Here is a 16582-nt window from a genome sequence, read left to right on the forward strand (position 1 = left end):
GCAACAACGCCCGCGCCAACGGTACGGCCGCCTTCACGGATTGCGAAACGCAGACCGTCGTCCATCGCGATCGGGTGGATCAGGGTAACAACCATTTTGATGTTGTCGCCCGGCATTACCATCTCTACGCCTTCCGGCAGTTCGATGGTACCCGTCACGTCAGTAGTACGGAAGTAGAACTGCGGACGGTAGCCTTTGAAGAACGGAGTATGACGGCCGCCTTCGTCTTTGGACAGAATGTACACTTCAGATTCGAACTTGGTGTGCGGCTTGATAGAGCCCGGCTTAGCCAGTACCTGACCACGTTCGATTTCTTCACGTTTGATACCACGCAGCAGAACACCAACGTTCTCACCAGCACGGCCTTCGTCCAGCAGTTTGCGGAACATTTCAACGCCGGTACAGGTAGACTTAGCAGTCTCTTTGATACCAACGATTTCAACTTCTTCACCAACTTTGATGATACCGCGTTCTACACGACCGGTAACAACGGTACCACGACCGGAGATGGAGAATACGTCTTCGATAGGCAGCAGGAACGGCTTGTCAATCGCACGCTCTGGTTCCGGGATGTAAGAATCCAGGAAGCCAGCCAGTTCGATGATTTTCGCTTCCCACTCTGCTTCGCCTTCCAGCGCTTTCAGAGCAGAACCACGAACGATCGGCGTGTCGTCGCCCGGGAAATCGTACTGAGACAGAAGTTCACGAACTTCCATTTCTACCAGTTCCAGCAGCTCTTCGTCATCAACCATGTCGCATTTGTTCAGGAACACGATGATGTACGGAACGCCTACCTGACGACCCAGCAGGATGTGCTCACGGGTCTGCGGCATCGGGCCGTCAGTCGCAGCAACAACCAGGATCGCGCCGTCCATCTGCGCAGCACCGGTGATCATGTTTTTAACATAGTCGGCGTGGCCCGGGCAGTCTACGTGCGCGTAGTGGCGAGTCGGGGTGTCATATTCAACGTGAGAGGTGTTGATGGTGATACCACGAGCTTTTTCTTCCGGAGCGTTATCGATCTGGTCGAAAGCACGAGCAGCACCGCCGTAGGTTTTAGCCAGTACGGTGGTGATTGCAGCGGTCAGGGTAGTTTTACCGTGGTCAACGTGGCCGATGGTGCCGACGTTAACGTGCGGTTTTGTACGTTCAAATTTTTCTTTAGACACGGCTATATTCCTTACTATAGTGCTCTCCCCTTTGGAGAGAGCACGGGACTTAGGTTTTAATCCTGTGGCTTATTTACCACGGGCTTCAATAACGGCCTGAGCAACGTTGTTCGGCGCATCGTCGTACTTCAGGAACTCCATGGAGTAAGAAGCACGGCCTTTGGTCAGAGAACGCAGTTGGGTTGCATATCCGAACATTTCAGACAGCGGAACTTCAGCGTGGATAACAACGCCAGTGACGTTGGATTCCTGACCACGAAGCATACCACGACGGCGGCTCAAGTCACCGATAACGTCACCGGTATTCTCTTCCGGAGTCTCTACTTCAACCTTCATGATAGGCTCAAGCAGAACTGGTTTCGCTTTCTTAAAGCCATCTTTGAAGGCGATAGAAGCGGCCAGTTTAAACGCCAGCTCAGAGGAGTCAACGTCATGGTAAGAACCGAAGTGCAGACGCACGCCCAGATCAACAACCGGGTAACCAGCCAGCGGGCCGGATTTCAGCTGTTCCTGGATGCCTTTATCAACGGCCGGGATGTATTCGCCAGGAATTACACCACCTTTGATGTCGTTGATGAACTCGTAGCCTTTCGGGTTTGAACCCGGCTCCAGCGGGTACATGTCGATAACAACATGACCGTACTGACCGCGACCACCAGACTGCTTAGCGTGTTTACCTTCGATATCGGTAACTTTCGCACGAATCGCTTCGCGGTAAGCAACCTGAGGTTTACCGACGTTCGCTTCAACGTTGAATTCACGCTTCATACGGTCAACGATGATGTCGAGGTGCAGCTCACCCATACCAGCGATAATGGTCTGGTTAGATTCTTCGTCAGTCCATACACGGAAAGACGGGTCTTCTTTAGCCAGACGGCCCAGAGCCAGACCCATTTTTTCCTGGTCAGCTTTGGTTTTCGGTTCAACTGCGATGGAGATTACCGGCTCAGGGAATTCCATACGTTCCAGAATGATCGGGTGATCCGGGTCACACAGAGTGTCACCAGTGGTCACGTCTTTCAGACCGATTGCAGCCGCGATATCGCCCGCGCGAACTTCTTTGATCTCTTCACGTTTGTTGGCGTGCATCTGAACGATACGGCCAAAACGCTCACGTGCAGTTTTCACGGAGTTCAGGATGGTGTCACCGGAGTTAACCACACCTGAGTACACACGGAAGAAGGTCAGGTTACCCACAAACGGGTCGGTAGCGATTTTGAATGCCAGAGCAGCAAACGGCTCGTCATCGCTAGCATGACGCTCAGCAGGAGTATCTTTACCGTCGTCCAGAATACCGTTGATCGCAGGTACGTCGACTGGGGATGGCAGGTAATCAATTACCGCATCCAGCATCGCCTGAACACCTTTGTTCTTGAACGCAGAACCACAGGTTACCAGGATGATTTCGTTGTTCAGAACACGCTGACGCAGAGCTTTTTTGATCTCTTCTTCAGTCAGTTCTTCACCACCCAGGTATTTCTCCATCAGCTCTTCTGAAGCTTCCGCAGCGGACTCGATCAGGTTCTGGTGCCATTCTTCAGCCAGTTCCTGCATGTCAGCCGGGATATCTTCATAAGTGAAGGTTACGCCTGCATCTTCTTCGTTCCAGTTGATGGCTTTCATTTTCACCAGGTCAACAACACCGGTGAACGCTTCTTCAGCGCCAATTGCCAGCTGCAGCGGAACAGGGTTCGCGCCCAGACGGGTTTTGATCTGACCAACAACTTTCAGGAAGTTCGCACCCATACGGTCCATTTTGTTAACGAACGCAATGCGCGGAACTTTATATTTGTTTGCCTGACGCCATACGGTTTCAGACTGAGGCTGAACACCACCAACTGCGCAGTAAACCATTACTGCACCATCAAGCACACGCATGGAACGTTCTACTTCGATAGTGAAGTCAACGTGCCCCGGGGTGTCGATGATGTTTACGCGATGCGGTTCGTACTGCTTAGCCATACCAGACCAGAATGCAGTAGTCGCTGCGGAGGTGATAGTAATACCACGTTCCTGCTCCTGCTCCATCCAGTCCATGGTGGCTGCGCCGTCATGAACTTCACCGATTTTATGGTTTACACCGGTGTAGAACAGAATACGTTCGGTAGTAGTGGTTTTACCGGCGTCGATGTGCGCACTGATACCGATGTTACGGTAGCGCGCGATGGGTGTTGTACGAGCCATTTGATTCCTCGTTTATCTTTTAGGCGTTCAATTTAAGTAGCCCAAAGCGGGCTGCTTACTAGAAGCGCCCGCCTGGTGACTAAAACTCCGAAGGGATTACCAACGGTAGTGTGCGAACGCCTTGTTGGCTTCTGCCATACGGTGAACGTCTTCACGTTTCTTAACTGCAGTACCTTTGTTTTCTGCAGCATCAGAAAGTTCGTTCGCCAGGCGCAGAGCCATGGATTTATCACCGCGTTTACGAGCAGCTTCAACGATCCAACGCATTGCCAGAGCATTACGACGGACCGGACGGACTTCAACTGGTACCTGATAAGTAGAACCACCAACGCGGCGAGACTTAACTTCGACAGTCGGGCGCACGTTTTCGAGAGCTACTTCGAAAGCTTCCAGTTCGTTTTTACCAGAACGCTGAGCCAGGGTCTCCAGCGCGCTGTATACGATAGTTTCGGCAGTAGATTTTTTACCATCTACCATCAGGATATTTACAAATTTAGCCAGCAGTTCTGATCCGAACTTCGGATCCGGCAGAATTTTACGCTGACCAATGACGCGACGACGTGGCATGGAAATACTCCGTTGTTAATTCAGGATTGTCCAAAACTCTAAGAGTTTAGTTTGACATTAATATAAAACGTTTGGCCTTACTTAACGGAGAACCATTAAGCCTTAGGACGTTTCACGCCATACTTGGAGCGTGATTGCTTACGGTCTTTAACGCCGGAGCAGTCAAGCGCACCACGAACGGTGTGGTAACGAACACCCGGGAGGTCTTTTACACGACCGCCACGGATCAGGATCACGGAGTGCTCCTGCAGGTTGTGACCTTCACCACCGATGTAGGAAGTCACTTCAAAACCGTTAGTCAGACGAACACGGCAAACTTTACGCAGTGCGGAGTTCGGTTTTTTAGGAGTGGTAGTATATACACGAGTACATACGCCACGTTTCTGCGGGCATGCTTCCAGCGCAGGCACGTTGCTTTTTGCAACTTTGCGTGCACGTGGTTTGCGTACCAGCTGGTTAACTGTTGCCATTAAATAGCTCCTGGTTTTAGCTTTTGCTTCGTAAACACGTAATAAAACGACCTCATACAATATGAGGACGCAGAATTTTAGGTCGGTGTCGAAAAGGTGTCAAGAAATATACAACGATCCCACAATTACCAGGTCATCTGGCTGAGATGCTTCACCGTAAGTCTGACGAAGTCAGTATAGCCAACCCTGACGACACTGTCTGAAATTTGACCACCCAACCCGCGAGCTTTAATGTCTTCTTCCAGTACATAGACCTTAATGGAGGCATTTTGCAGACTTTCAAGGAAACGACTGCCTTCTATTGCTGCAGTGACGCCATCCTGAAGCAGTAAAAGCTCGTCATCTTCAGCAATCAGACGCAGGAGGGAGGAGAAGTCGGTTAGCCACGCAGAGCGATGTAAAATGTGTAGCATGAGAGCCTTAAAACCTCAAAATGACGTCATAGTTGCCCAGCTCACGACGCAAATCTTCCGGTTCAAGCGCCGTCGCATCAACCACAAAATTAGTCCCCTCTGCAAGGCCGCGCTCACGCAATGAGGCCGCACAAAGCCAGCATTGTTCGATATCGTACAATCCTAACAGTTTGAAAGTAGCAACATAGTCTCGCGCCAGAACGGCATCCGGTTGTTGACCCTGAAGGATCTGGAAGACACCATCACCGATAAAGAACACGCCGAGATCTTCCGTTAACGCAGATGTCGCCAGTAAAGCATCCAGCCCTTCGCGGCCGGATGCGCTGCCGTGCGGCACAGTAGAAAAAACAAAGGCAACACGTTTCATTAAAACTGTACCACGCGATCGCACGTCAGGGATGCTTCAGCCAGCGATCCAAGACCACTGAGAGTAAATCCTGACTGTAAATTAGCACCAGACAACCCTAGCCGAGTTGCCTCAGTCTCATCAACGACGCCACGCCGCAAGGCTGCCGCAACACAGATATTCAGCGCCACACCATGCTGTTGGTTAAGCTTTTGCCAGGCTCGTACTAAATCAAATTCATCGCTGGCGGGCGATGTCAGAACGTTCGCGTTATACACGCCCTCACGATAGAAGAAGACGCTGCACAATTCGTGTCCTTCTTTGAGTAACGCGTACGCAAATTGCAATGCGCTACTCGCTTGCTGTGTGCCGTAGGCGGGCCCGGTGACCATGATGGCAAAACGCATTACTTATCTTGCCCCTGGAAATCACCGCTTTTGAACTGGCGAATATAGAGGTAGACCGTGTGCTTGGAGATGTTCAGACGATCGGCGACCTGATTGATCGCATCTTTAATATCGAAGATCCCTTTCTCATACAGGTTCAGGACAATCTGACGATTCTTGGCATTGTTAGAGACGTTACGATCGGCGTTCACTTCTTCAATGGTGAACTCCAGCGTCTGCGTCACCAGATCTTCGACTGAGGACGCGAAGTTCACGGCTGACCCCACTTCCGGGGTCTCCGGTGGGATAAAGGTATTCATTATCTGCGAGAAAGGGACATCAAGGTTCATGTTGATGCACAGCAGACCAATCACGCGATGCTCACGGTTGCGAATGGCAATCGTCACCGACTTCATCAAGACACCGCTTTTCGCGCGTGTGAAATAACACTTCGACACGCTGCTATCCGCACCCGTCATATCATGCAGCATACGCAACGCAAGGTCGGTAATCGGCGAGCCAATTTTACGGCCCGTGTGTTCACCGTTAGCGATGCGAATGGCTGAGCATTTCAAATCCTGCAAAGAGTGCAATACGATTTCACAATGGGAACCAATGAGCATCGCCAACCCGTCCACTACCGCTTCATAGGATTTAAGGATATCGAAGTCGGTTTGATCGAAAGGACGTTGATCCAGCAAATCTAGTTCACTGGTTTCGTTGGTTAAAAGCGACCTGGACATGAAAAAAAGCACTCCTTTTCAGGAGCCTGTCGTTATGTTGTCAGGGCAGGCTCATCACTATTATAGGGGCATCTAAAGTAATACAGCGCACAAGGCGCTTTCCAGTATTAATTATATCCTGCCGATAATAAAAAACCGCCGCCCTATGGGCGGCGGTTTCTAATCATTTACTTTTTGCTGCTGTCTGCAGCTTTATCAGCCGGCGCAGCATCTGGCTTCGCATCTGCTTTCGGTGCCGGTTTGATATCTAACAGCTCAACATCAAAAACCAGCGTGGAGTTAGCAGGGATGCCCGGAACGCCCGTTTTGCCGTAAGCCAGATCCGGTGGGATAACCAACTGGATTTTACCGCCTTTCTTGATATTTTTCAGGCCTTCAGTCCAGCCTGGGATCACGCCATCCAGACGGAAAGAGAGCGGCTCGCCACGGGTATAAGAGTTATCAAACTCTTTACCATCGATCAGCGTACCTTTGTAGTTCACAACCACAGTATCGCTGTCTTTCGGTGCTTCACCGGTACCTTCTTTCTCTACTTTGTAGACCAGGCCAGTAGAAGAGGTTTTAACCCCTTTCTCTTTAGCAAACTTCTCGCGGTACACTTTACCTTTGGCTTCGTTGTCAGCCGCATCTTTTTCCATTTTCGCCTGAGCGGAAGTCTTCACGCGCGCTTCAAAGGCCTGCAGAGTTTGTTCGATTTCCTGGTCAGACAGTTTACTCTTATCTGCAAACGCATCCTGAACACCCGCGATCAACTGATCTTTATCCAGTTTGATGCCCAGTTTTTCCTGTTCTTTCAGGGAGTTTTCCATGTAACGACCCAGGGACGCGCCCAACGCATAAGCGGCTTTTTGGTCGTCATTTTTGAATGCTGCTTTGCTGTCAGCGGTAGCGGCTGGTTTCGCAGCATCAGCAGCGAAGGTGATCGGGGCATGCAGTGCAACGGCCATTGTGGTCGCCAGCAGCGTTACTTTAAACAGTGATTTCATCCATCTCTCCAGGGCCGGGGCATCTCACCCCAGGGTTAGCTAACATAAAAACGTACTATAAAGCGTTGTAGAACAAATCAACATACAGGCACGCCCTATTATCACCACTTTTCAGACACTTTTTGTTTAAATTAGTTTCGTTGCGAAGGAATGAGTGCTGTGCAAACAGGCAAAGTTAAGTAGAATTCGCCGCAGTCCGCGATCTGCCGGAAAAAAACAAAAGAGGTGAATCATGCAGGATACAACGATGGAAACTCGCCTGGCTGAGCTGGAGAGTCGCCTGGCGTTTCAGGAAATAACCATTGAAGAGCTGAACGTAACCGTAACCGCACATGAACTTGAAATGGCCAAACTGCGCGACCATCTGCGTCTGCTGACAGAAAAGCTCAAAGCCACTCAGCCGTCTCATATTGCGTCGCAGTCTGAAGAGACACCACCACCACATTATTGAGACGTAAAAAAAGCGGGGTTTCCCCGCTTTTTTTGTGTCCGAAGGCGCTAACGCTTATCGGATCTACTCACATATACCCAAAGGATTTCAAATCACAGCAAGGTGGCAAGCTTGAGGAAGTCCTGGGAGCATAGATAACTATGTGACCGGGATTCGAAAGCGCAGCCAACACCGCTGTGGGTTGAAAGACGAAGGGTATTAGTGGCAACCGCAGCCGCCGCCGTTACCTTTACCGCCACCGCCGCAGCAGCCTTCGCCGCCGTGCTCGTGACCATGGTCGTGACCGTGACCACCGCAGCAACCATCGTGACCGTGGTCATGATCGTGGTCGTGGCCATGTGCACCGTGAACGTGGCCGTGGGCCAGCTCTTCTTCGGTCGCTTCACGGATAGCAACAACTTCTACGTTGAATTTCAGATTCTGGCCAGCCAGCATGTGGTTACCGTCAACCACAACGTGGTCGTCTTCCACTTCGGTAATTTCTACCGGTACCGGACCCTGGTCAGTTTCAGCCAGGAAACGCATGCCAACCTGCAGTTCGTCAACGCCCATAAAGACGTCTTTCGGCACGCGCTGCACCAGGTTTTCATCATACTGACCGTAAGCGTCGTTTGCGCCTACAGCAACGTCGAATTTATCGCCAACTTCATGACCGTCCAGCGCTGTTTCCAGGCCAGAAATCAGGGAACCGTGACCATGCAGGTAGTCCAGCGGTGCACTCACCGGAGACTCATCAACCAACACACCGTCTTCTGTACGTACCTGATAGGCCAGGCTGACCACCAGGTCCTTTGCTACTTTCATGATATCTCCTGAGCATGGAAAGAATAGTGGCGCAGATTGTAGCGGAATTCTGCACCCGTGTACCCTCTAGCTTAAAAAAAGCTGCGGCATATCGCTAGTCCGGATGAAAAATCCCGATCACTTGCTCTTCTTTGCGAACGTGCTCGCGGGCCTCTTTATCGGCCTCGCGCATCTGATGACCGCACTTAACACACTCAACAATATCGATATTATTTTCACGCCACATCGCCAGCGAATCCTGCGTCTGGCAGGACGGACATTTTGCGCCTGCAATAAAACGTTTACGAATTGCCATGGTTATCCTCTACTCAAATTCATCCCAGCCATCCAGCTGACGTCGCTCTCGCTGCATTTCACGCTGGAAAATCTCTTCCAGCTCGCGCCTGGCTTCCCGGGCACGAGAAATTTGTACCGTATCGGTGTGGATAGGGATCAGCTCCCGCAACATGCTCATATCCAGCCGACGAAAATGCAGCTGGGCACGCTGCGCCTGATGCGGATGCATCCCCAACGACACCAGCGCTTTGCGCCCCAGTTCCAGTGCGCTCGAGAAGGTTTCACGGGAAAACTGCGTGACACCTGCCTGTAATAACTCATGCGCCTCTACACGTCCGCGCGCGCGCGCAAGAATATGCAAATGCGGAAAATGTTGTTGGCACAGTTCCACCAGCTTCATCGTGTCTTCAGGTTCATTGCAGGTGATCACAATAGACTGCGCCGCCTCTGCGCCAGCGGAACGTAAAAGCTCCACCTGAGTGGCATCGCCGTAATAGACTTTATAGCCATATTTACGCATCAGATTCACCGCACTGATATCCCGCTCCAGTACGGTAATACGCATTTTGTTCGCCATTAGCAAACGGCCGATCACCTGACCAAAACGCCCAAAACCCACCACGATAACCTGCGGCTTATCGTCTTCCACCCAGGGCTGTTCATCTTCCTCATCCGGGCCATTGAACTGGCGAGAGAGCCATTTATCAATCAGCTTCATCAACAATGGCGTGGTCATCATCGACAGCGTGACGGTTACCAGCAAAAGTGCCATTTGATCGCCCTGAAACAGCCGCTGGGAAGATGCCGTTGAAAAAAGCACGAAGGCAAATTCTCCGCCCTGGCTTAGCACCCCCGCAAATTGCATCCGCTCCGAGCTTCTCATGCCGTTCAGCCGCGCCAACACATAGAGCACCAGCGTCTTCACGATGACCAGTACCATCACGCTCGCCACTACCCACAAAATATGGGTATAAAGCACGCCAAGGTTAAGTGACATCCCCACCGAGATGAAAAATAACCCGAGCAAAAGCCCTTTAAAGGGATCAATCGCCGTTTCCAGTTCATGTCGATATTCACTTTCCGCCAGCAGCACGCCAGCGATAAACGTTCCAAGCGCCATCGACAGGCCCAGCGCATCCATAAATAACGCAGAGCCCAATACCAGCAGCAGCGTGGCTGCGGTAAATACTTCTCGCACGCCGGACCCCGCGATAAAGCGAAATACCGGACGCAGCAGATAGCGTCCGCCAATCAACATGCCAGCAAAAGCCAACACTTTCATGCCCACTTTGATCCAGTCAAAATGCTCATCGGCTGATCCTGCTAACAGCGGAACCAGCGCCAGTGCGGGAATGACCGCCAGATCCTGAAACAGCAATACCGAAAAACCCAGCTGTCCGGATTCACTGCGGTTCATCCCCTTCTCTCGCATTAACTGGAGCGCCATCGCGGTTGAAGACATCGCAAGACCAATGCCACCCACTACCGCCGCCTGCCAGGAAAAATTCGTCAGCATCAGCAGGCCGGCCAGAATCACCGCGCTGAGCACCACCTGCGCGGCCCCGACACCAAAGATAGAGCGTCGCAGTTGCCACAGTTTGGCGGGGTTAAGCTCCAGCCCAATAATGAACATCAGAAAAACCACGCCCAGCTCGGAGAAGTGCAGAATTTCATCCACGTCGCTGATGAATCCAAGTCCCCATGGGCCAATAGCGATTCCCGCCAGCAAATAACCTAACACCGGTCCAATACCCAGCCGCGATGCCAACGGCACCGCAGCCACCGCCGCGAAAAGGAATAGCACTCCCGCAGTCAATAAATCAGAACCTTCCATCAGCGGCCTCCCACAGGAATCGGATTCGCCAGCCAGTCACCATACGCTTTAGCATGGCTGTCCAGCTCCTGCTTCGTTTGCCGTCTGGCCCAGTAAACGATGATGGGGCTCATCCAGTGCATCCGGCACATACCGGCCGTCAGCTCAAAGGGGCGCAGCACATCACTCATCGGATAGCGGTTCAGCGCGTCATACCGATACGCACTTTCCGGCTCACCGGTGGTGATCACACTCCGCCAGTACTTTCCCGCCAGTTGGTTCCCTCCGGGACCACTGGCAAACCCACGGCTCAGTACGCGATCAAACCACTCCTTTAGCAGGGCCGGGCAGCTATAGGTATAGAGAGGATGCTGAAAAACAATCACATCATGCTCACGCAGCATTTCCTGCTCGTGCGAAATATCGATAAAAAAATCGGGATAGTGCGCGTAAAGATCGTGCACGGTAACATTACTGAGCTGCATGGCCGGTTTAAGCAGAACCCGGTTCGCGACCGAGTCCTGAGATTCCGGATGGGCATACAGCAGCAACACTTTCGCTGGCTGGGACATCATCCCCCTCCCGGTTTTGTCTTTTGTCTATTTTCGGCGTTTTGGGCTACCATTGCGCCTCGGTGCGGCAAACGGCCCACACATTACATTATCATAATGATAAATTAACATAGTCTGAACATACGGCGCCTTATGATTGTTTTCTCATCGTTACAAATTCGTCGCGGCGTGCGCGTCTTGCTGGACAATGCCACGGCCACCATTAATCCTGGGCAGAAGGTTGGCCTGGTGGGTAAAAATGGCTGCGGTAAATCTACCCTGCTGGCATTGCTGAAAAATGAAATCAGCGCTGACGCCGGCGGATTTACGTTCCCGGGAAACTGGCAACTCGCATGGGTGAATCAGGAAACACCAGCGTTACCACAGCCTGCGCTGGAATACGTGATTGATGGCGACCGCGAATATCGTCAACTCGAAGCACAGTTAAACGATGCCAACGAACGTAACGATGGACACGCCATTGCCACCGTACACGGAAAACTGGACGCCATAGACGCCTGGACCATTCGCTCACGCGCGGCCAGCCTGCTGCACGGTCTCGGTTTCTCTAACGAGCAGCTGGAGCGCCCGGTCAGCGATTTCTCCGGTGGCTGGCGTATGCGCCTCAATCTGGCCCAGGCGCTGATTTGCCGTTCAGACCTGCTACTGCTTGATGAACCAACCAACCACCTCGATCTCGATGCGGTAATCTGGCTGGAAAGATGGTTGAAAAGCTATCAGGGGACGCTGATTTTGATCTCTCACGACCGGGACTTCCTCGATCCGGTGGTGGATAAAATTATTCATATCGAACAGCAAACTATGTTCGAGTACACCGGCAACTACAGCGCGTTTGAAGTTCAGCGGGCAACCCGCCTTGCACAACAACAGGCAATGTACGAAAGCCAGCAGGAGCGCGTGGCGCATCTGCAAAGCTATATCGATCGTTTCCGCGCGAAAGCAACCAAGGCAAAACAGGCGCAGAGCCGTATCAAAATGCTGGAGCGCATGGAGCTGATTGCCCCGGCCCACGTCGATAACCCGTTCCATTTCAGCTTCCGTGAACCGGAAAGCCTGCCTAACCCGCTGCTGAAAATGGAAAAAGTGAGTGCTGGCTACGGCGATCGCACAATCCTCGACTCCATCAAACTGAATCTGGTGCCGGGCTCGCGTATCGGCCTGTTAGGGCGCAACGGTGCGGGTAAATCCACGCTGATTAAACTGCTGGCAGGAGAGCTGGCTCCAATAAGCGGCGAAATCGGTCTGGCGAAAGGCATTAAACTCGGTTACTTCGCCCAGCATCAGCTGGAATTTTTACGTGCCGATGAATCGCCGATTCAGCATCTGGCCCGCATGGCGCCGCAGGAGTTAGAACAGAAGCTGCGTGATTACCTTGGTGGATTCGGCTTCCAGGGCGATAAAGTCACCGAACAGACTGCCCGCTTCTCGGGTGGTGAAAAGGCACGACTGGTGCTGGCACTGATCGTCTGGCAGCGTCCGAACCTGCTGCTGCTCGATGAACCGACCAACCACCTGGATCTCGACATGCGCCAGGCGCTGACTGAGGCGTTGATCGATTTCGAAGGCGCACTGGTTGTGGTGTCGCACGACCGTCACCTGATTCGCTCCACCACCGATGACCTCTATCTGGTGCACGACAAGAAGGTCGAACCGTTTGACGGCGATCTGGAAGATTATCAGCAGTGGCTGAGCGACGTGCAAAAACAAGAAAACCAGGGCGACGAACCGGCAAAAGAGAGCGTTAACAGCGCCCAGGCGCGTAAGGACCAGAAACGCCGCGAAGCCGAGCTACGCAGCCTGACGCAACCGCTGCGTAAAGAGATTACCCGTCTGGAAAAAGAGATGGAGAAGCTACACGCACAGCTGGCGCAGGCGGAAGAGAAGCTCGGTGACAGCGAACTGTACGACCAAAGTCGCAAAGCCGAGCTGACCGCGTGTCTGCAACAGCAGGCCAGTGCGAAGTCGGGGCTGGAAGAGTGTGAAATGGCCTGGCTGGATGCACAGGAACAGCTTGAGCAGATGCTGGCCGAGTAAACGTGATTGCCGGATGCGATGCTAAACACCTCATCCGGCATTTTTTCTTTTGAATCAATGTGGCGTCGCCAGACGCTGGCGAATTTGCTCGAAGTGCTCACGGTTTAAAAGCTTACCGTTGAGAAAACGGGTTTTCAGTTCGCCTTCCTGCTCCTGTTCCCAACTCTGTTCATCATGCAGACGTAATTCACCCTGTTCATCACGCGCAACGCGCAGCAACCCACGGGCAGAGCGCTTCAGGCCATTATCGGTTTTCGGCTCCTTAAAGATGGTCCGTCCTTTGCCATTCACTTCTCCCCAGGTCGCCTTCATCGCAAAACCGAAGGTATCGCGCGTGTTGTACTGATAGGTAAACGATCCCACCCCGAACACCACGTTTGAGCTGGCAAATCCTTTGGCCTCCAGGCGACGCAGGATCTCATTCGCCCGCTCAAGGGTGATGGAATCGCCGTAAATCAGCCCGACATGTGGGTCGAGCACCTTATACCCTTTGGCGTTAATCGTACCGCCAAAAATCTCCCACAGCACCTCCACAGAGCCTTTCTCCTGCGGGGTGCGATCGGCGCTGTTATCATCATCCGCGCCGGTGCCGCACAGAATATCTACCGGGTTGCCGCTGTCCGGACGGAATACCACCCGCCCCTCACGCGCCAGAATGAGGCCCTTCAGTTCACGGGTATATTCCGTCAGCACCTGCCAGTAGTCCCAGGTATCGGAAACTATCGACACAAACCCCTGCGGATAGATATCGGCAATCAGTCGGCGGAAAGTCTCAATCTCGTGTTCACGCTCACCCATACACATCACGCTGTGCTCGGTGGCAGGAATGCTGGCACCGATAAAATACGCCTCACCGTCGGTGTAGTAATCACGGGCGTACAACAGAGAGGGAATACTGTCAGTGCCTTTAAAGCTCAATAAATGCCCGCCACCCGCCTGCATGGAGTCCTGCAATCCGGACATGCCGCGAAACGAAAAGTCATGACACTGGAAATCAAGGTGCGTCAAATCGCTGCAGGTTTTTTCTGCCCAATGCGCGCAGATTTTGCGGTAGTGGTGGGCAATTGTCGCGTTGGTGGACGCTTTCCACAGCTCTGCCGACAACACCGTCTCAAGGTAATTCACCAGCCAGAAAAACGCAGGTTGGGTGTTGATGATGGTTAATACCGGTACCGCCATTGGCACCTTGCTGCCTTCGTCCAGCGCCTTAATATGCAGCGGCAGATAACCCAGTTGATGCAGCGCACGAATGTGATCGACCGCCACCGCATCTTTTCCCAGATAATCGTCCATCACCTGCTTGTATTCACTGACCACCTCTTCCTGCGGTCGGGCAAAGAACGCCTCGTTAAACAGATCGATCAGAAACCACTGCAAAAATCCCTGCAGGCCAAAGAACACCAGCTTGCCATCCGGTAACGGTGACGAGAAAAAGCGATCGCTGCGCGGAGTAAAGTTGGAATAGACCCGGCTGGTGCCCTGCGGATACTGCACGCGGTGAGACACTTTGTAGCCGTCGATAGCTAAAATTGGATTCATTTTCATAACACGTGTCTCCCTCAGGCGTGGTAAATCGCGTCAATATCGATAAGTTCAAGCTGCGGATGGGCCAACGTAGAAGCCGCTAACGACGTGGTGGTGTAGATGGCGTCAATACCGTTGGCAAACAGGTGATCAACACCTTTTGAAAAGATCCCGTGAGTGACGTACAGGCTGACGCTGCGGGCACCGGCATCACGCAATACCTGCGCAGAGCCAATGAACGTACCGCCTGCGTCACACAGGTCGTCGACAATCAGCACATCCCGCCCCTTAACGTCACCGGCCACCAGCGTAAAACCCGTCAGGTTACCGCTGGCAACATCACGTTTTTTGCTCAGAATGGCGTACTCTGCAACCCCTGCTGCTCTGGCAACAGCATCAATTTTCTTCAACGCGCCGGCATCGGGTGCCACCAGCATCAGCGCATTTTGCGTAAACAGGCGCTGCAAGGTCGTACTTTGCAACAGGCAGACGTCCTGTGGAAGCGAGACAAAATTATCTATTGCTGCCGCCGCCGCGTCGCTGTGTGGGTCAAGCACTTTCACCTTGTCGAACTGCAGCGTATTAAGCTGACGGGCAAAGACCTTCAGCGCAAAGCTGTCGCCCGCAACCATATGTCGGTCCTGTCGCGCCCACGGCAGCCAGGGAAGTTCAAGGTGGCTAACCAGTACATCGGTTTGATGACGCACCGCCTCCACCAGCTGCGCCAGCAGCATAAAGTCATTCATGTCGCGCATCGCCGTGGCGCGAATGCGCATCAGACGAGCGAAGGATGGCAACGCATCGGTGACGTTTAACCAGACGGCCCCATCAGGAAAAATGCCGCTGGTAATGGCGTAAGCCTGGTCATCCAGAGTTAATGCTAATTTTACGCTCATCTCGCTTCCCCTATTAATTATGTCCCTTCGACACAATTAATAATGTCCCTAAGACACATATTAAGCAAGCAAAGAATGCATTCTTTTTGAATATGGCAATAATCTACTGATAAGCAACGAGAAAAAAACGCACCTTGCCCCCCGGTACCGGGCTGGTACACTTGGCGGCGTTACACATCATCGTGAGTACCTTATGACCACCGAAGCCGACTACCTGAATCAGTATGATGCCCGCCGCTTTCCCTCTCCGCTGGTGACGGTGGATAGCGTGTTATTTACCCTGCATCAACAGGCGCTCTGCGTGTTGCTGGTCGAACGGGCAAACCAGCCGCAAAAAGGACGTTGGGGATTACCCGGCGGCTTTATCGATATGGCACACGATGATTCCACGCGCGCTACAGCGCTACGAAAACTCACTGAAAAAACAGGTGTTTCACCTTCCTGGCTGGAGCAACTGGACACAGTTTCCGGGCCAGATCGTGACCCGCGCGGCTGGAGCCTGACGGTCACCTGGTTTGCACTTATCGCCTGGATGGACTGCGAGCCGCATATCACCAGCGTCAGCGATGCCCGCTGGGTACCCGTTGATAAGCTTGCCGACTATCCACTGGCCTTTGATCACCACAACATCATTGAAGCTGCTCTGCACCGCTTGCGGCAAAAAACGATGTATTCTTTACTGCCCGTTTACTGTTTACCGGATACCTTTACCCATGGTCAGCTACAGGAAGCTACAGAAGTTATCCTCGGCCAGTCGATTCAGCGCAAAAGCCTGATCCGCCGCTTTGAAGCATCAGGTATGTTTGAAGATACCGGTGAGAGTATGGCGACAGGCACGCGAAAAGCCCGCCTGTGGCGACGTAAACCGGGTGTGGAAATTCATCTTTTTTCACGTAACCTGCTGGCCGAATAAGCACAAAATCACATATTGGCTAACCTGCACACGCT

Annotated in this window: 18 protein-coding genes; 3 read left to right on the top strand and 15 right to left on the bottom strand. The window is 52.5% G+C overall.

The window, feature by feature from the left end:
• From tuf to fkpA, 9 genes are all read right to left on the bottom strand, one after another.
• The coding region (gene tuf, locus OGX95_RS13565) for an elongation factor Tu (protein ID WP_049014834.1) at window positions 1-1169 on the bottom strand (1169 nt) is incomplete at its 3' end.
• 69 nt (window positions 1170-1238) lie between these two features.
• Window positions 1239-3353, bottom strand: a complete 2115-nt coding sequence (fusA, locus tag OGX95_RS13570; protein ID WP_003023659.1) for an elongation factor G — start codon at window positions 3351-3353, stop codon at window positions 1239-1241.
• Between the two features lie 96 nt (window positions 3354-3449).
• On the bottom strand, window positions 3450-3920 hold the full coding sequence (gene rpsG, locus OGX95_RS13575) for a 30S ribosomal protein S7 (RefSeq protein WP_003023657.1): 471 nt from the start codon (window positions 3918-3920) through the stop codon (window positions 3450-3452).
• A gap of 95 nt (window positions 3921-4015) precedes the next feature.
• Entirely contained in the window at window positions 4016-4390 is a 375-nt protein-coding gene (gene rpsL / locus OGX95_RS13580; RefSeq protein ID WP_003023654.1) for a 30S ribosomal protein S12, read from the bottom strand.
• Window positions 4391-4515: 125 nt separating this feature from the next.
• Window positions 4516-4803: a sulfurtransferase complex subunit TusB gene (tusB, locus tag OGX95_RS13585; RefSeq protein WP_271457505.1), complete on the bottom strand. Its 288-nt coding sequence runs from the start codon at window positions 4801-4803 to the stop codon at window positions 4516-4518.
• Between the two features lie 7 nt (window positions 4804-4810).
• Window positions 4811-5170, bottom strand: a complete 360-nt coding sequence (gene tusC, locus OGX95_RS13590; RefSeq protein ID WP_286629793.1) for a sulfurtransferase complex subunit TusC — start codon at window positions 5168-5170, stop codon at window positions 4811-4813.
• Window positions 5170-5556 (bottom strand): sulfurtransferase complex subunit TusD, encoded by a 387-nt coding sequence (gene tusD, locus OGX95_RS13595; protein ID WP_286629794.1) that lies wholly within the window; start codon window positions 5554-5556, stop codon window positions 5170-5172. The genes tusC and tusD overlap by 1 nt, the downstream gene beginning before the upstream one ends.
• Window positions 5556-6278 carry a helix-turn-helix transcriptional regulator gene (locus OGX95_RS13600; RefSeq protein ID WP_003023643.1) on the bottom strand — a complete coding sequence of 241 codons (723 nt, stop codon included), beginning with the start codon at window positions 6276-6278 and terminating at the stop codon, window positions 5556-5558. Before OGX95_RS13600 ends, tusD begins: the two co-directional genes overlap by 1 nt.
• A gap of 167 nt (window positions 6279-6445) precedes the next feature.
• On the bottom strand, window positions 6446-7264 hold the full coding sequence (gene fkpA / locus OGX95_RS13605) for an FKBP-type peptidyl-prolyl cis-trans isomerase (RefSeq protein WP_286629795.1): 819 nt from the start codon (window positions 7262-7264) through the stop codon (window positions 6446-6448).
• A gap of 232 nt (window positions 7265-7496) precedes the next feature.
• On the opposite strand from fkpA, the gene OGX95_RS13610 reads away from it, so the two are divergent.
• The gene (locus tag OGX95_RS13610) at window positions 7497-7715 is read left to right on the top strand and encodes a protein SlyX (protein WP_003023639.1); all 219 of its coding nucleotides are present in this window, start codon (window positions 7497-7499) and stop codon (window positions 7713-7715) included.
• A gap of 198 nt (window positions 7716-7913) precedes the next feature.
• Here the strand turns inward: OGX95_RS13610 and slyD are convergent, their stop codons facing one another.
• The 4 genes from slyD to kefG form a co-directional block, all read right to left on the bottom strand.
• Window positions 7914-8519 (bottom strand): peptidylprolyl isomerase, encoded by a 606-nt coding sequence (slyD, locus tag OGX95_RS13615; RefSeq protein WP_003023634.1) that lies wholly within the window; start codon window positions 8517-8519, stop codon window positions 7914-7916.
• 94 nt (window positions 8520-8613) lie between these two features.
• Window positions 8614-8814: a YheV family putative zinc ribbon protein gene (locus OGX95_RS13620; protein ID WP_286629796.1), complete on the bottom strand. Its 201-nt coding sequence runs from the start codon at window positions 8812-8814 to the stop codon at window positions 8614-8616.
• A gap of 9 nt (window positions 8815-8823) precedes the next feature.
• Window positions 8824-10629 carry a glutathione-regulated potassium-efflux system protein KefB gene (gene kefB, locus OGX95_RS13625; protein WP_286629797.1) on the bottom strand — a complete coding sequence of 602 codons (1806 nt, stop codon included), beginning with the start codon at window positions 10627-10629 and terminating at the stop codon, window positions 8824-8826.
• Window positions 10629-11180 carry a glutathione-regulated potassium-efflux system ancillary protein KefG gene (kefG, locus tag OGX95_RS13630; protein ID WP_286630079.1) on the bottom strand — a complete coding sequence of 184 codons (552 nt, stop codon included), beginning with the start codon at window positions 11178-11180 and terminating at the stop codon, window positions 10629-10631. The genes kefB and kefG overlap by 1 nt, the downstream gene beginning before the upstream one ends.
• A 132-nt stretch (window positions 11181-11312) precedes the next feature.
• Here kefG and OGX95_RS13635 point away from each other — a divergent pair, with 132 nt between their 5' ends.
• Complete coding sequence (locus OGX95_RS13635; RefSeq protein WP_286629799.1) at window positions 11313-13214, top strand: ABC transporter ATP-binding protein; 1902 nt, start codon at window positions 11313-11315, stop codon at window positions 13212-13214.
• 54 nt (window positions 13215-13268) lie between these two features.
• Here the strand turns inward: OGX95_RS13635 and OGX95_RS13640 are convergent, their stop codons facing one another.
• Complete coding sequence (locus tag OGX95_RS13640) at window positions 13269-14759, bottom strand: nicotinate phosphoribosyltransferase (RefSeq protein WP_286629800.1); 1491 nt, start codon at window positions 14757-14759, stop codon at window positions 13269-13271.
• A 14-nt stretch (window positions 14760-14773) separates the two neighbouring features.
• Window positions 14774-15634, bottom strand: a complete 861-nt coding sequence (gene prs, locus OGX95_RS13645; protein ID WP_286629801.1) for a ribose-phosphate diphosphokinase — start codon at window positions 15632-15634, stop codon at window positions 14774-14776.
• A gap of 193 nt (window positions 15635-15827) precedes the next feature.
• On the opposite strand from prs, the gene OGX95_RS13650 reads away from it, so the two are divergent.
• Window positions 15828-16547 (top strand): NUDIX domain-containing protein, encoded by a 720-nt coding sequence (locus OGX95_RS13650; protein ID WP_286629802.1) that lies wholly within the window; start codon window positions 15828-15830, stop codon window positions 16545-16547.
• The last annotated feature ends 35 nt before the right edge of the window (window positions 16548-16582 follow it).

It is taken from the genome of Citrobacter sp. Cu233 (assembly GCF_030332225.1).
In the GTDB taxonomy this organism is placed as follows: domain Bacteria; phylum Pseudomonadota; class Gammaproteobacteria; order Enterobacterales; family Enterobacteriaceae; genus Citrobacter.

Bases quoted from the DNA above. Each gene is read 5' to 3' on its own strand.
- rpsL (WP_003023654.1), bottom strand. From the start codon at position 4,390: ATGGCAACAGTTAACCAGCTGGTACGCAAACCACGTGCACGCAAAGTT.
- OGX95_RS13620 (WP_286629796.1), bottom strand. From the start codon at position 8,814: ATGGCAATTCGTAAACGTTTTATTGCAGGCGCAAAATGTCCGTCCTGC.
- OGX95_RS13610 (WP_003023639.1), top strand. From the start codon at position 7,497: ATGCAGGATACAACGATGGAAACTCGCCTGGCTGAGCTGGAGAGTCGC.
- tusB (WP_271457505.1), bottom strand. From the start codon at position 4,803: ATGCTACACATTTTACATCGCTCTGCGTGGCTAACCGACTTCTCCTCC.
- fusA (WP_003023659.1), bottom strand. From the start codon at position 3,353: ATGGCTCGTACAACACCCATCGCGCGCTACCGTAACATCGGTATCAGT.
- OGX95_RS13635 (WP_286629799.1), top strand. From the start codon at position 11,313: ATGATTGTTTTCTCATCGTTACAAATTCGTCGCGGCGTGCGCGTCTTG.
- slyD (WP_003023634.1), bottom strand. From the start codon at position 8,519: ATGAAAGTAGCAAAGGACCTGGTGGTCAGCCTGGCCTATCAGGTACGT.
- rpsG (WP_003023657.1), bottom strand. From the start codon at position 3,920: ATGCCACGTCGTCGCGTCATTGGTCAGCGTAAAATTCTGCCGGATCCG.
- OGX95_RS13600 (WP_003023643.1), bottom strand. From the start codon at position 6,278: ATGTCCAGGTCGCTTTTAACCAACGAAACCAGTGAACTAGATTTGCTG.
- kefG (WP_286630079.1), bottom strand. From the start codon at position 11,180: ATGTCCCAGCCAGCGAAAGTGTTGCTGCTGTATGCCCATCCGGAATCT.
- OGX95_RS13640 (WP_286629800.1), bottom strand. From the start codon at position 14,759: ATGAAAATGAATCCAATTTTAGCTATCGACGGCTACAAAGTGTCTCAC.
- fkpA (WP_286629795.1), bottom strand. From the start codon at position 7,264: ATGAAATCACTGTTTAAAGTAACGCTGCTGGCGACCACAATGGCCGTT.
- prs (WP_286629801.1), bottom strand. From the start codon at position 15,634: ATGAGCGTAAAATTAGCATTAACTCTGGATGACCAGGCTTACGCCATT.
- tusD (WP_286629794.1), bottom strand. From the start codon at position 5,556: ATGCGTTTTGCCATCATGGTCACCGGGCCCGCCTACGGCACACAGCAA.
- OGX95_RS13650 (WP_286629802.1), top strand. From the start codon at position 15,828: ATGACCACCGAAGCCGACTACCTGAATCAGTATGATGCCCGCCGCTTT.
- kefB (WP_286629797.1), bottom strand. From the start codon at position 10,629: ATGGAAGGTTCTGATTTATTGACTGCGGGAGTGCTATTCCTTTTCGCG.
- tusC (WP_286629793.1), bottom strand. From the start codon at position 5,170: ATGAAACGTGTTGCCTTTGTTTTTTCTACTGTGCCGCACGGCAGCGCA.